The organism is Paenibacillus sp. DRB1-1 (assembly GCF_052119485.1).
Taxonomy (GTDB): Bacteria; Bacillota; Bacilli; order Paenibacillales; family Paenibacillaceae; genus Paenibacillus; species Paenibacillus polymyxa_B.
Genome location: NZ_JBODQH010000001.1, coordinates 1,781,628 through 1,795,607, shown reverse-complemented (window position 1 = coordinate 1,795,607; position 13,980 = coordinate 1,781,628). Strand labels below are relative to the sequence as shown.

Here is a 13,980-nt window from a genome sequence, read left to right as displayed (position 1 = left end):
AGAAGTGTCAAGAACACATAAAGTACACATGTCTTTGATATGCTGGTGTCCTAGAATGACCGAAAGAGGGAAGTCGATTGAAGAAAAGAGTTCTTCTCGTGGAGGATGAAATACGTATTCGTGAAGTGATTGCTGATTATTTTAAACAGAATAATTGGGAAGTCTATGAAGCAGGCAATGGAAAAGATGCACTTATCTGGCTTGATTCGGTGCAGCCGGACCTGATTATACTCGATATTATGATGCCGGAACTGGATGGTTGGGAGGTGTGCCGCCAGGTGCGTAGCCGTTCAGGTGTGCCGATCATTTTGTTGACAGCAAAATCCGGTGATGATGATAAAATATTAGGCTTTGAACTGGGAGCCGATGATTACGTTACCAAACCTTTCAGCCCCAAGGTGCTGGTCGCCCGCGCCAACGCGCTGATGAAAAGGGTGGAGGGACATGTACAGCCAGAGTCGCATATTTTGCGGTTCGGTAGTGCCATTCTCAACACGATGGCTCATCGGCTTGAGGTGGATCAGGCGGAAGTCGAGCTGACGCCCAAGGAGTATGAGCTGCTGCGGCTGCTTATACATAATAAAGGCATAGTTATTTCACGTGATGCGATACTGAACCGGGTGTGGGGCATCGACTTTGAAGGAGATACACGAGTTGTCGATACGCATATCAAAAAGCTGAGAAGTAAGCTGGGCCGTGAATCACGCCATATCCGCACGGTTTTTGGTACAGGCTATAGGTTTGAGGAGGAAGAATGAACAAACGGGGAGTTACCTTTAAATTGTTCATTATGACGGTTGTATTTTTCCTGTGTTTTTACGGTATGGTGATTTTAAGTCAATTTCTGTTTTTTGAAAATTTTTATCAGCAACAGAAGATTGGTCGTGTAGAAAGCCGTTTGAAAAGCTTCGGTCAAAGTTATGTCCAGGAGGCTTGGGGATCGGGCAGGGTTTCGCGAGAGGCAGCTCGCTTTATGCTTCAGAATAAAAACCAGTTGGCGATTGTAACGCTGGACGGAAAAGTAAAGCTGGATGATGCGTTTCATATCAATCTAAGAACAGCAGATGGTAAAATCGTTAAAATATCGCTGTCTCTGTTTATGAGTGAGTACGGAGATGAACTGAGAGCTGCCCGGATTCAGCCCGGTGATACGGTAACGGTTGAAGGTGAGGGATTGGGAACGGAAGGTATCTCTACCGCCAATTTAATTTATCCAACCGGCATACAGAAGCTTGGTTTCAAAAATATAGGATCGACTTCGGAAGAGGCAAGCACAGATGGCAGTGTAAGGTTTTCCGGTACGGTGACAGAGATTGTACTGCCGGATCTGAAAACATGGAGTCAGCGACAAGGTTTACTGTTTAGTGCGCTGGAGGAATGGTTCCCTTTATCACAGGCGCATCTGGAGAAACTTAAGAATTTCGAAGTGTTGGAGGAAGATTGGACGGAACCTTGGACAGGGGTACGTAATGCAGTCATAGTCCATCCTGTTCGTCAGGACACAGGCGAGATCGACCTCCTGTTTACAGTGACATCGTTGCAGGAAATCAGTGAGACGAATGAAGCTCTACGCTGGTTTTATCTATATCTGGGTATCGGGGGATTTGCACTCATTTTGATTTTGTCCCTGTTCTATTCCCGGATGGTGACCCGTCCGCTCATTGCTTTGAATAATACCGCCAAGCGAATGGCTAAGCTCGATTTTACAGCCCATACACCAATCCGGCAGAATGATGAACTGGGCAGCCTGTCCTACAGCATGTATACCCTGTCCCAGAACCTGGACACAGCTTTGCGCGAGCTTCAGGAGGCCAATCAGCAATTGGTGGAGGACATGGAACAGAAGCAGAGGATGGAGGCTGTGCAACAAGACTTTTTTGCCAACGCTTCTCATGAACTGAAAACCCCGCTGAGTATCATTAAAGGCTTCGCAGAAGGACTACAAGATGGGGTTAGTGCCGGGAAGCAGGATCATTATATGAAAGTCATTGTAGAGGAAGCGGACAAAATGGAGCGATTGGTCAAGGATATGCTGGACCTCGCCAAATTGGAATCGGGAACCCTCAAGCTCCGCAAGACGACCTTTATCTTGAGTGAGTTGGTGGAGGAAGTCGTGGACAAGCTATTTCATCTGTTGAAGGAGAAAAAGCTGGAAGTGGTCATTATCCCCGCCAATGAGATGCCGATTCATGCCGATGTAGGATGGCTGGAACAGGTGATTATCAACTTTGTTGTCAATGCCATACGGCATGCTGAGGAAGGAAGCTCGATCACGATTCGTATCGAAGGATCTGGAGAAATCAGTATTTTTTCCATTGAAAATAAAGGTGAGACCATTCCTGACGATCAACTGGAGCAGATATGGGATCGGTTTTACCGGGGAGAGCTGTCCCGAAGCCGCCAGACAGGTGGGACAGGACTCGGGCTGTCGATCGTCAAACGAATTTTAGATTTGCACGAATTCCGCTATAAGGTGGAGAATACCAAGGACGGCGTCCGTTTTGTTGTTATATTCGGAGGCTAAGCTACGGCAAAGGAGTTAAGAGTATGAAATGGAATTGGTTGCCCTCACTGTGCACGATTGCAAACCTGGGGGCAGGGGTGTTATCCCTGTATTTCACGATTCATGAGCAATACATGACCGCTTTTATTCTCGTGGTGGTGGCTGCTTTATGGGATGTACTAGACGGTTTGCTGGCAAGGCTGTTGCATTGCTCCAGTGATTTTGGCAAACAGCTCGATTCGCTGGCGGATGTTGTCTCATTTGGGGTTGCTCCTGCTTTCTTGATCTTGTTATACAAGCTGGGAGATACCCATTGGATTGGACCGCTTGTGGCTGTTTTGTTTGTCATATGCGGTGCGGTAAGATTGGCAAGATTCAACCTAATGGCTTTTAGCAAAGGCTTTGTAGGTATGCCGATTACGGCGGCGGGTGTGATTTTGTCCTTTATGTTTTTATGGAGTGAGCATTTGAAGCCGGGGTTGTTGCTTGCATTAATGGTAGTGCTGTCGTTCCTGATGGTTAGCCGTATTCCCTTTCCGTCCTTCAAAAAATAATCGGTCAGGAGGTGGCTCCCCTATGGAATGGGTCATCAGCATGATTACACAATACGGATATATCGCTATTTTTGCTCTTCTTGCTCTTGGGATTATCGGCTTACCGGTTCCAGATGAAATTATTATGGTGTTTGTCGGCTATTTATCTTCTATTATGGTACTGAATTATTCGGTGTCTATATTAGTCAGCTTCATCGGTGCAATGACAGGGATGATGATCAGCTACACGCTAGGCAAAAAGCTGGGTCAGCCCTTGGTGGATAAGCACGGCAAGTGGGTTGGATTGACACCAAAGCGATTTGCAAGAGTTAAGGGGTGGTTTGCGCGCTTTGGGTTATGGACCATTTTGTTTGGTTATTTTATCCCAGGAGTCAGACATGCGACAAGCTATTTGTCGGGCATTAGTGCGATGCCTGTCCGAAAATATATGCTGGTGGCAAGCGCAGGTTCTCTGATATGGACGCTTATCTTTATCTCCATTGGTTATATTGCAGGGGCGAATATAAACTTTCATTAAGGTGACCTCAAAAGTAATGTAGCATTTTTCACGTATACCACCGATAATATAAATAAAGATACTGTACAACCAGTGAGGGGATCTGTATTGAATGCATTAATGAAGTATATTGAGAAGTTACCTAGTTTTCTGCAAATGATCTTGAATATTTCGCTATTTCTGGTCGGGCTGATTTTAAGCTTCTTACTTCTAAAAGAAACATGGTCCATTTTTTCTTATGTTTTTTTGTACACAGAGGCCGACAAAAATTACTATGAATTCACGGAAGAGTTGCTTGTGTTTTTCTTGTATTTTGAATTCATAGCATTAATAGTTAAGTACTTTAAAACCAATTTTCATTTTCCATTACGTTATTTTATCTATATTGGGATCACGGCTGTCATCAGGCTCATTATTGTAGATCATGATGATGCTAAAAATACATTCTGGTGGTCTATTGCTATCCTAGTCATGGTAGGTTCTCTATTGATCGCTAACAGTAAATTGATAAAAAGAGAAAATTGATGCTCAGGAAGATTGCAAAGTTGACAGTCAAGTGGGAAAGAGGGAATAAAGACGAATGGTAAGAAACTGGATGAATCATGCGGGCGTCAGGCGGATAGCCGTCCTTGCGATAATCGTTTTGCTGTTGTTTATGTTAAGAAGCATGATGAATATTATGTTGTTAACACTGCTGCTTACGATCTTGATTGGTAGTATATATAACGGAGTGAATAAGCTGGTCAAGCGGTTCGTCAATGTGCCGTCAATGATCGTGCTGCTACTGGTGTATGGGTTGCTAATTCTGATTATGGTGTGGGGCGTATACAGAATGGTGCCGTTAATCGTTGTACAGGTCAAGCAGGTGTACCTCATGATTCAGCAAGCGTATATGTATCCTGATCGTAATCAATGGAACGAAACGATTATCGAATTTATGGACACGCTGAATGTTCAGCGGCTATTTGAGCCTGGCCTGAGTGCAGTGATGAAGGTCAGTCAATTGGGAACACAGCTTCTAGTGTCGATTATTTTAAGCTTGTTCTTCCTGATGGAAAAATCATATATTACACGTTTTACAGCTACGTTTGTAGATAGCAAGCTGGGGTGGTTTTTCAAGGAAGTGGGTCATTTTGGCCGTATGTTTCTGGATACGTTCGGGAAGGTATTGGAGGCTCAACTGCTGATTTCACTTATTAACTGTATATTGACCACGATTGCACTCTGGATTATGGGCTTCCCTAATCTGCTCGGTCTTGCGCTCATCATTTTCGTACTTGGATTGGTTCCGGTGGCAGGTGTGTTTATCTCACTGGCACCGCTCGGCCTGATCGCTTTCAGTGTCGGCGGCATTCAATATGTGATTTATCTAGTTATTCTGATCGTGGTGATTCATGCGATTGAGGCCTATTTCTTAAATCCGAAGCTGATGTCATCCAAAACGAATTTACCGATCTTCTTTACCTTTGTCGTACTTATTTTCTCTGAGCATCTGATTGGAATTTGGGGCTTGATTGTAGGTATTCCGTTGTTTGTTTTCTTCCTTGATCTGATTGGGATAAAACGCAAGCAAGAGAAGGATACTTGATTCAGCACTACAGATTCCACCCTTGTATAGTGACTATTGATTCATCACGAATGCCTGCGAAGCCGCAGGCATTTTTTTATTGCCCTTTTGTTCATAGGAAGAATCGCTGACGTTCATCATCATGCAGGAGGTGTCCAACGGTACACTTCGCTTTCTTGGGGATACTGAATACCGTCAGGGTAACTAATCAGCTCGATAATCATTCCCCAGGGTGATCTTCCATATACAAACTGGTTACGTGCTCCTGCTTCAATTCCGGTTAGTGCATGTGGACGCGACAAGAGTGTTCCTCCGGCTTGTTGAAAACGTGCTGCTGCCACTTGCATGTCATCCACGTAGATAGCAAAATGCTGCAGACCATAGTCTGCTAATTGGGCAGCAGGGGCCTGCGGGGTATTTTCCAACTGAAACAGCTCAATACCCGGTCCTTCATGGATGCGAAGCAGACGAATGTGAATGATGCGTGCGTCTTGTTTGAGCCCTAATTGCTGTTCGGCTTGTTTTCCTTCTTGCGGAGGCTGCTGCTTGTTGAGGGCATCGTAGCAGATGTCGGCCCCGAAAGCGTCCTGTAAAAAGGTCGTCGCCTGTTCCACGTCAGGTACCGTAATTCCAATATGGTCGATTCCGCGTATGGGATGTTGCTTTGGGGTCATATGTACATCTCCTCCTTCTTGTATCTATTGTTTTTACCCATTATCTAATGAATTTTCACTTACTTTTTAATTATAGTACACTGAATATGTAAGATTAGATCAAGTTAAAAGAAATGAGATGATCGGATGGAACAGAAAATTAAGGTATTGGCTATATCGGGTAGCCTTCGTCAAAAGTCCTCCAATACAGCGCTTATGAAGGCTACTATTGGGCTGGCTTCTGAAAATATAATATTCACAGTTTATGATGGATTGGGGGATCTTCCGCATTTTAACCCTGACTTGGATGTAGATGAGGGGTCAGCTTCCGTAAGAGAGCTACGGGAACAATTGAAACAAGTGGATGGAGTGCTGATCTGTACACCGGAATATGGGAATGGGGTGCCAGGTGCTTTGAAAAATGCCTTGGATTGGCTCGTATCTTCAGGTGAATTTGTAAATAAACCTACAGCGGTCATTAGCGCGTCACCATCTCCTATGGGCGGCCATCTGGCGCATGCCTCGCTGCTGCTCACATTGCAAATGATCAATGCAGAAATTGTGGAGAATGGAAAGGTCATTATTCCGCATATCACATTGAAGTTAAATCAGGAAGGGGAAATTACAAACGCTGAAACTAGGCAGGAGCTGGAAGCATTACTTCAAGGGCTTGAGCAGGCTTGCACAAGCACATAAATTCATATAGAAAGGATTGACCCTCCCGATAGAAACGCGGGTCATATACGCCCAGACGCTGTCCGTCGTCTACTACAACCACGAAGGGCGACCATTGCACAAGCGTTTGCGCCTTCGGATTGCCAGCAAACAGTGAATCTAAATTGGCCTCATCCTTGGATGGCAGCTTTGCCACCGTGTGAGAGCCTGTCCAGAGGGAGCCTTTGCTCAAGGTGACCACGGAGTCTTTTTTGCTTGCGCGTCATATCCGGCTTTTTGACTGCGCCGTATAAGGCCAAGCCAAACAATGTGTGTGATGGTATCCATAATGACTCTCCTTTTGGCACAGATATTCTAATTGTAGCATGGGACTATTGTATGTGGAGAGCGTGATATAATAGGGCACAAATCGTTTCATAGATGATGACTCAAGCAGAGGAGTGAAGGCTGGTGTATGAACAAATTGTAGCGTATGGTCTGAGCCAAAAAGAGGCTGTTAAGGATTATCCATTCGGTGCTGAAACGCTAGTACTGAAAGTTGGAGGCAAGATGTTTGCTCTATTATCTGAAAAGGACGGTATTAGCCACCTATCCTTGAAATGTGATCCGATCATTGCGGTAAATCTGCGTGAACAAAACAAGGCGATTAAGCCAGGCTATCATTTAAATAAAAAGCATTGGAATACGATTGAGGTTGATGCTACCTTCCCACTGGAGGATTTGTACAGCATGATCGACCATTCGTATGAGCTGGTCTTCAAGAGCTTAACCAAAGCGCAACGCGAAGCGATTACGATGAGAATACGGGCAACGGATTTGTAAAGGGCTGGTGAAGTCCTTAGGTTGTATCCCAAAATACTTACTAACATGATTATAGTTTTACTTGACAGAAATCACGAATGGATATATTCTTAATTTAAAGATAATTCATTTGAAAATAATATCAAGGAGTGGAACTTAACATGAGCGAACTGGTGAATATTATTCAAGAGAGAAGATCGGCTTCTAAATTTATTCCTGATGTTACTATAGATGCAAAAGAACTAGAAGAAATATTTCAGCTGGTGAAGTTTGCTCCATCAGCTTTTAATTTACAGCATGCGCGTTATATCGTAGTACAGGATGCTGATACCAAACAAAGACTGCATGATGAGGCAAGTAAGCAGTATAAAATATTAACGGCTTCGGCAACCATTGTAGTGCTGGGGGATACAGAAGCTTATACCAAGGTAGCTGACCTCAACGAAGGATTCCTGAATTTAGGTGTCCTGAGCAAGCAGGAATATAATAGTACAGTGGAATCGGTGACTCAATTTTATCGCGAGCGGGGACCTGTCTTCCAGAGAGAAGAAGCGATCCGTAATGCCAGCCTGTCGGCTATGCAATTGATGTTGATTGCCAAGGACAAAGGCTGGGATACTTGCCCGATGATCGGTTTTGATCCGGCGAAGGTACAGGAAGTACTGAATATTCCAGAGCAATTTGTACCCGTGATGATGATTACCTTGGGTAAAGAGGACGAATCGGGTCAGCGGGCACGGGGATATCGCAAGCCAGTTGGACAATTTGTCAGCTACAATGGGTTTTGAAATTTGTAAATCATTTGTGTAAATAAATCAACATGTTAATGAAGGAGTGATAAAGATGTCATTGAAAACCGCTGGAATTCACCATATCACGTCCTTTGCAGGAGACCCGCAGGGCAACGTTGATTTTTACGCAGGCGTACTTGGTTTGCGATTGATTAAAAAGACGATCAACTTTGATGCTCCAGAAGTATACCATTTGTACTTTGGTAATGAAGAGGGCAGCCCGGGAACGATCATTACCTTTTTTCCAGCTCCGGGTACACGCAAGGGTAAGATTGGAGGTGGACAGGTCGGGATTACGACGTATGTCGTGCCGTCCGGTGCTTTGGAATACTGGGAAAACCGTCTGCACAGCTTGAAAGTATCTTTCACGAAGGCCACTCGTTTTGGCGAGTCATTCATCCAGTTCCGAGACAACGAGGGCTTGCATCTGGAGCTGGTGGAGCGGGAAGATGGCCCGGTGAACACGTGGACAGCAGGCGGCGTGCCTACGGATAAAGCTATCAAGGGCTTTGGCGGGGCGGTACTGTACAGTGCGGATTCCAAGCATACGCAAGAGGTGTTGGAGAACGTCTTGGGGATGACTCCCATCGGAGAAGACGCAAATGCAGGCTACATCCGCTATCAGACGACAGGTGATTTGGGCAACCTGATCGACATTCCGGTCAAGGATGTCCCGTGGGGGAATGGCGGCGCCGGTACGGTTCACCATATTGCCTGGCGCGCGCAGGACGATACGGAGCATCAGGTGTGGAACGAATGGGTTCATCAGCATGGTTTTGGGACCAGTGGTATTGTAGATCGCCAATACTTTAATGCCGTATACTTCCGCGAGCGGGGCGGTATTTTATTCGAGATCGCAACCGATCCACCCGGATTTACCGTGGATGAGGAATTGAATGAGTTAGGTCACAAGCTGATGCTGCCTGAACGGTATGAGCCTCAGCGCACCCAGATTGAGTCTAACCTGGTTCCGATTGAACCTAGAGTATTAAAACAGGATTAATCTGCTCGATCCAAACAATCATATTTAGAAGCAAAAAGGTCCAATACGGGAAGATTTCTACCGTGATTGGACCTTTTTTGCGTGTGGAATTGTCATACTAACGTATAAATAAGCGTGGAAGAGTCGGCTAGATCATGAGCAGTTCGCGAATCTCCAGCTCGGTCAGTGCCGAAAGGGTTTCTTGCCCCGGCTGGATGACCTGGTCGATCATGTTTTTCTTTTTTTGTTGCAGCTCATACATTTTATCCTCTACCGTGCCTTGGGCGACGAGACGAATAACCTGCACGACTTTTTTCTGGCCCATTCGATGTGCGCGGTTGGTAGCCTGCTCCTCTACAGCGGGATTCCACCACAGGTCATACAGAATGACTGTATCTGCGCCGGTGAGGTTCAGGCCAGTGCCTCCTGCCTTTAGGGAAATCAGGAACAGCTCGCGTTCTCCTTCGTTGAAGCGACTGCACAGCTCGACTCGTTCCGGAGCGGGAGTCTGCCCATCCAGGTAAAAGTAGGACACCCCTTCTCGAGCAAGCTCGCGTCCGATCATTTGAAGCATCGTAGTGAACTGTGAAAAAATGAGTATCCGTTTCCCGGAGCTGAGACATTCCGTAATGATCTCCAACAGCTGCTCAAATTTGGCGGAGCTTCCCGTATATCCTTCGATGAACAAGCCCGGATGACAGCAGAGCTGACGAAGTCGGGTCAGACCTGCGAGAATTTTGATCCGATTTTTCTGAAATCCTTCCTCGTTGAGATGCTTCAACGTTTCATGCTGGAGCTTGGCCAGATAGGCTGTATACAGCTTTTTTTGATCTGGCAGAAGCCGGGATACCTGCACGGATTCGATTTTCTCCGGCAGCTCCTTGAGGACATCACTCTTAAGACGGCGCAGCAGAAACGGACGAACCCGCTTGGCAATCACATTTCGAGGCAGGTTGTGAAACACTCTTTTCCCACCGGGAAATAGCGCAGGAAATACAACGTCAAAGATGGACCATAGCTCTTCCAATGTATTTTCTATAGGCGTTCCTGTCAGGGCAAAACGGTAACGGGCTTTTACATCCTTAACAGCTTGTGCTGTCTGGGTGGCATGGTTCTTGAAAGCCTGCGCCTCGTCCAGTATGAGCGTATGAAACGATGGTTTGCTGTACACATCTGCATCGCGCCGTAGCAGCGGGTAGGACGTAATGACGACATCATAACTGGCGGCATCCCGTATGATTCGTCCGCGTTCTTCCGGGCTGCCATCTGCGATAGTGACGCGGACGTGTGGAGCAAATTTCTCCAGCTCATTCCGCCAGTTGTACACCAGTGATGCAGGGGACACGATCATGGCTGGAAGCTGCTGGCTGCGAATCTCCGGCAATACTGAGACGAGAAAGGCGATACTTTGCAGCGTTTTACCCAGCCCCATATCATCTGCCAAAATGCCCCCAAAACGGTAATGCGCCAATGTCTTAAGCCATTGAAAGCCGTAAACCTGATAATCTCTCAAGATGGGGGCAAGCATGTCTGGAACTGGAAAGTCGAGATGGTCTGGGTTGCGTATATTTTCCAGCAGCTGGCGAAAGGTTTTACCCAAAGTCAGGTTTTTCCCATGATCGTGAGGATCAATTAAGTACAGTCCTTGCGTGACGGGAACACGAATTTGCGCTGCATCCAGATCGCTTTTGCGGATACCTGTTTCATTCATGAACCGAATCAATTCCTTGTACTCCTCTGTTTCTAGCGGCAGCAAGGCACCATTTGGCAGACGGTGATATCTCTGTTTTTCCTCTAACGATTTGAGCAGTTTGCGAATTTCCGGTTCCGGTATGCCCTCCATATCAAATTTAAATTCAAGCCAATCCGTACGTTCATCCCACTCCGCGCGTATCCTTGGGGTAGGCAAAGTATTGTTTATTTTCGCTTTGACTGCACCTGTAGCATAGACGTCCAGCAGCTTTTCCAGTTGCGGAACGGTATGGTACAAAAAATCATACTCTGCATCTTCATCTTCCATAAAATATCCGCTGTCTGTTCTGGCAAAAGAGCTATGCTCCATCAGTTCCAAAATCCGCTGCTCCTGTTCCCCATCACGTATCAGAATTCGGTCGTTACCAGGCGTTCGTGCATCTGTTTCCAGCGGGTTGATGATGATATCCCCATATTGGAACTCCAGCCCTGCCAGCAGCTTGTCTCTTACCCGGTCCAGATATAGCTTTGCCTTCAATGGCTGCTGTGTGACCCGATCTGAGACGGACCGAGTCATATGAACACGTCCGAGCTTCATTAACCCGGGTACAACCTTGTCCATAAAAGATTCCATCTGCTCTGGCGCAATCAGAACTTTTCGCCTGTGGTGTACCTCTACCATCCGTTTTAGATCGGACAAACGCCGTAAGGGATCGGCCTTCTGTTTGACAAGCTTGCCATCGGCAATGACGACACCATAGTCCTCCATGATGGTCAAGTCATCCAATCCTTGTATGCTTAGCTGGTAGCCGTCGGTTACGGTCCCGGTCTCATCAAATTCAAATTGCAGTGGAAGCATCAGGTCGGACTGGGGAATACCCTCGCTCATGTTTCCGTGAATTTCAAAGTAGACGCCCTGTGCTGTTGTCAGCAAGGGGAGCAGCTTTTCCCAAGCCGCAGGCGGAATGAGGAGCATTCGCTCTCCGCTCATATGGCTACTGGAAGATGAATACGTGCCTGAGGTTTCCCGAATCATACGCTCATGGTGGCACACCTGGGATAATTGCTGGAGAATAGCGTCATGTTCAGGTCGGAAGCGGTACAACTCAGGCTCGTACGAGAAGCTTTTCGTGAACATATAGCTATCCCCACGGTCAATACTATCCAGAAACGGACGAATTTTCTGGACGATATATAATCGTTTGGGACCAGCCTTCATTTCTACACCAAACATATATTTTTGGTAACCGTAGGCAAAAGGTCGGATCACGAACTGAAAATCCAAGACCGCACGAGTATCCAGCAGGGTAGGCGTGCTGCGAAGCGGTCTCTTGCGGTCAAATAGTTTTAACATACTGTCGGTCAGCTGGAGATCCCCTTGTGTGATGTCAGAGGATCGTGCCGTTTTAGCAGTGTAATCATACGGAGTATCTGTAGATGTGTACATCCCGTCTGAATCCATGCTTCCTGCTGTATCTGGGGCAGTACCAGGATGAAGTCTGGAGGCGTAGGAACGCACTGACAGACTTTTTCCACGGCGTATATCATGGGCGTTAAGGAGAACAGCAGCGATATGTTTGCAATATCGTCCGGTGTTCTGAAATGTGCTACAGGTGCACTCTGCTCGGATACTTCCATTGGATCGGATCATCGCCGCAACAGCATAAAAGCTGCTTCCTTTGACCGTAGCTTCGTATACCCCTTCATCATGATCTATTTGTGTAAAGGCCACTCTTTTGGCCCGGTAATAGGCATCCCCGTCGTCATAAGCAGCTTGACTGCATAGTTGTCTGATGGCTCGCCGGGTAAGTTCAAAACTCATGATTCGTAATCCTTTCCTGAGTTATTCCGTTTTCTTACATGATAACAGAACAGACAGGAGGATGGACACTTGCGTGCGAAACGTAACTTTACAAAAAAAGGAGAGCAGAAAAAAACAGGCCTTGGTCCGTCATTGAACCAAAGCCTGCCAGGGGGCTACAGCTATATTATATTCGTCGTGCTGCTTTAAGCGGACATCGAAATCTGCACGAGGAATAATATAAATGGCTACCCCGGTTCGCTTATCTGTGGGTTAGAGAAGTTTTTACAAGCTGCACATAGCAGGATACAATGGAAGTGTTAAAGAAAGGAGACGGATACTTTTGCAAAATGAAGAGAAAAAGACCGATTCCAAATCCGGCTCATCCAAATGGTACCTTGGTAGTGCAGCAGCATTGCTTCTTCTGAAAGGTAAGTCGTTACTTGCCCTTTTAAAATTCAGTAAATTTGGCGGTGCGCTGATATCTATGGCGCTAACGATTGGCACATATGCGATCATTTACCCGTGGGGATTTGCGGTCGGATTCGTGTTGCTGTTGTTTGTGCATGAGCTGGGACATGTATTGGCCGCCAAGCGCAAGGGGCTTCCCGTGTCAGCACCGTTATTTATTCCTTTTCTCGGTGCGCTGATCACAATGAAACGGCAACCTTTGGATGCGCAGACAGAGGCTTATGTGGCCATGGGCGGCCCGTTACTGGGGACGGTTGGGGCTATGGCGGTATACGCAGGAGCCTATGCAACAGATAGTCCCCTGTTGTATGCGCTCTCGTATGTCGGGTTTTTCCTGAACCTGATCAACCTGCTGCCGATTCATCCGCTCGACGGAGGACGGATTTCCACGGCAGTGACGCGTTGGCTGTGGCTGGTGGGCCTATTGGGTGGAATTGTAGTCGTAGTATATCTAAAATCCTTTTTATTTTTCTTGATATGGGCGTTCTTTGCCTACGATTTGTACAAAAAATATGTTAAGCGCAATAAAGAAGAGGTTAAGGTCCAATCCTTTTTGCAAAAGCCGCTGGTGAATGTACAGCATCTGTATGAACAAGGATATCCGCTACCCGGACCGGAGCACACGCGCAGATTATCTTTTAATACCTACTCGGATTTGGAGGGGCAACAGTATGTGACAGTGTACATGGAAAGTCTGGATGTGGAGCAGACAATTCTGCTGCCACAGCAGTGTCTTGTCCAGCATGTATGGCTGAACGGTGTTGAACATATACCGACGCCGGATGCGTACCAGCTCAGATTGCTGTGTGGGATTGATTACATTCCGTTTGAAAATGATAAATATTACGAAGTACCCGCATCATCGCGCTGGAAATTCGGCATCGGTTACTTGGCTTTGGCCGTATTCCTGATGGGGATGATGTATGTGGTGCACCAGCATATAGGGGATATTAGGCTGTGATTCGAATAATGAGAACTTGGTCAAGATTTTAGA

The 13,980-nt window shown here is 46.4% G+C and carries 13 protein-coding genes; 11 read left to right on the top strand and 2 right to left on the bottom strand.

Going from position 1 to position 13,980, the window contains the following annotated elements:
* Positions 1 to 77 precede the first annotated feature (77 nt).
* From ACQW03_RS07910 to ACQW03_RS07885, 6 genes are all read left to right on the top strand, one after another.
* Positions 78 to 758 carry a response regulator transcription factor gene (locus tag ACQW03_RS07910; RefSeq protein WP_220026932.1) on the top strand — a complete coding sequence of 227 codons (681 nt, stop codon included), beginning with the start codon at positions 78 to 80 and terminating at the stop codon, positions 756 to 758.
* Positions 755 to 2,524: a sensor histidine kinase gene (locus ACQW03_RS07905; RefSeq protein WP_441949119.1), complete on the top strand. Its 1,770-nt coding sequence runs from the start codon at positions 755 to 757 to the stop codon at positions 2,522 to 2,524. The genes ACQW03_RS07910 and ACQW03_RS07905 overlap by 4 nt, the downstream gene beginning before the upstream one ends.
* 23 nt (positions 2,525 to 2,547) lie before the next feature.
* On the top strand, positions 2,548 to 3,057 hold the full coding sequence (gene pssA, locus ACQW03_RS07900) for a CDP-diacylglycerol--serine O-phosphatidyltransferase (protein ID WP_025677988.1): 510 nt from the start codon (positions 2,548 to 2,550) through the stop codon (positions 3,055 to 3,057).
* 22 nt (positions 3,058 to 3,079) lie between these two features.
* Positions 3,080 to 3,574, top strand: a complete 495-nt coding sequence (locus ACQW03_RS07895; RefSeq protein ID WP_013308662.1) for a DedA family protein — start codon at positions 3,080 to 3,082, stop codon at positions 3,572 to 3,574.
* Positions 3,575 to 3,661: 87 nt separating this feature from the next.
* Complete coding sequence (psiE, locus tag ACQW03_RS07890) at positions 3,662 to 4,078, top strand: phosphate-starvation-inducible protein PsiE (protein ID WP_025723919.1); 417 nt, start codon at positions 3,662 to 3,664, stop codon at positions 4,076 to 4,078.
* A gap of 55 nt (positions 4,079 to 4,133) precedes the next feature.
* Positions 4,134 to 5,141, top strand: coding sequence for an AI-2E family transporter (locus ACQW03_RS07885; protein ID WP_071639467.1), 1,008 nt, complete (start codon positions 4,134 to 4,136; stop codon positions 5,139 to 5,141).
* A gap of 119 nt (positions 5,142 to 5,260) precedes the next feature.
* Here the strand turns inward: ACQW03_RS07885 and ACQW03_RS07880 are convergent, their stop codons facing one another.
* The gene (locus ACQW03_RS07880) at positions 5,261 to 5,794 is read right to left on the bottom strand and encodes a VOC family protein (protein WP_441949116.1); all 534 of its coding nucleotides are present in this window, start codon (positions 5,792 to 5,794) and stop codon (positions 5,261 to 5,263) included.
* 126 nt (positions 5,795 to 5,920) lie between these two features.
* Between ACQW03_RS07880 and ACQW03_RS07875 the strand changes: the two genes are divergently transcribed.
* The 4 genes from ACQW03_RS07875 to ACQW03_RS07860 all read left to right on the top strand — a co-directional run bounded on the left by ACQW03_RS07875 (position 5,921) and on the right by ACQW03_RS07860 (position 9,043).
* Positions 5,921 to 6,469, top strand: coding sequence for an NADPH-dependent FMN reductase (locus ACQW03_RS07875; RefSeq protein WP_441949114.1), 549 nt, complete (start codon positions 5,921 to 5,923; stop codon positions 6,467 to 6,469).
* 429 nt (positions 6,470 to 6,898) lie between these two features.
* Entirely contained in the window at positions 6,899 to 7,270 is a 372-nt protein-coding gene (locus tag ACQW03_RS07870; protein WP_023986918.1) for an MmcQ/YjbR family DNA-binding protein, read from the top strand.
* A gap of 140 nt (positions 7,271 to 7,410) precedes the next feature.
* A complete protein-coding gene (locus ACQW03_RS07865) occupies positions 7,411 to 8,037 on the top strand; it encodes a nitroreductase family protein (RefSeq protein WP_441949111.1) in 627 nt (208 codons plus the stop codon).
* Positions 8,038 to 8,092: 55 nt separating this feature from the next.
* On the top strand, positions 8,093 to 9,043 hold the full coding sequence (locus tag ACQW03_RS07860) for a ring-cleaving dioxygenase (protein ID WP_071639471.1): 951 nt from the start codon (positions 8,093 to 8,095) through the stop codon (positions 9,041 to 9,043).
* 127 nt (positions 9,044 to 9,170) lie between these two features.
* Here ACQW03_RS07860 and ACQW03_RS07855 read toward each other — a convergent pair whose 3' ends face one another.
* Positions 9,171 to 12,536 carry a DEAD/DEAH box helicase gene (locus tag ACQW03_RS07855; protein WP_071639472.1) on the bottom strand — a complete coding sequence of 1,122 codons (3,366 nt, stop codon included), beginning with the start codon at positions 12,534 to 12,536 and terminating at the stop codon, positions 9,171 to 9,173.
* A 322-nt stretch (positions 12,537 to 12,858) separates the two neighbouring features.
* Between ACQW03_RS07855 and ACQW03_RS07850 the strand changes: the two genes are divergently transcribed.
* Positions 12,859 to 13,947 (top strand): site-2 protease family protein, encoded by a 1,089-nt coding sequence (locus ACQW03_RS07850; RefSeq protein WP_220030709.1) that lies wholly within the window; start codon positions 12,859 to 12,861, stop codon positions 13,945 to 13,947.
* Positions 13,948 to 13,980: the final 33 nt, after the last annotated feature.

Coding starts and splice junctions, on each gene's coding strand:
- ACQW03_RS07895 (WP_013308662.1), top strand. CDS start 3,080: ATGGAATGGGTCATCAGCATGATTACACAATACGGATATATCGCTATT.
- ACQW03_RS07865 (WP_441949111.1), top strand. CDS start 7,411: ATGAGCGAACTGGTGAATATTATTCAAGAGAGAAGATCGGCTTCTAAA.
- ACQW03_RS07860 (WP_071639471.1), top strand. CDS start 8,093: ATGTCATTGAAAACCGCTGGAATTCACCATATCACGTCCTTTGCAGGA.
- pssA (WP_025677988.1), top strand. CDS start 2,548: ATGAAATGGAATTGGTTGCCCTCACTGTGCACGATTGCAAACCTGGGG.
- ACQW03_RS07885 (WP_071639467.1), top strand. CDS start 4,134: ATGGTAAGAAACTGGATGAATCATGCGGGCGTCAGGCGGATAGCCGTC.
- ACQW03_RS07880 (WP_441949116.1), bottom strand. CDS start 5,794: ATGACCCCAAAGCAACATCCCATACGCGGAATCGACCATATTGGAATT.
- ACQW03_RS07855 (WP_071639472.1), bottom strand. CDS start 12,536: ATGAGTTTTGAACTTACCCGGCGAGCCATCAGACAACTATGCAGTCAA.
- ACQW03_RS07875 (WP_441949114.1), top strand. CDS start 5,921: ATGGAACAGAAAATTAAGGTATTGGCTATATCGGGTAGCCTTCGTCAA.
- ACQW03_RS07905 (WP_441949119.1), top strand. CDS start 755: ATGAACAAACGGGGAGTTACCTTTAAATTGTTCATTATGACGGTTGTA.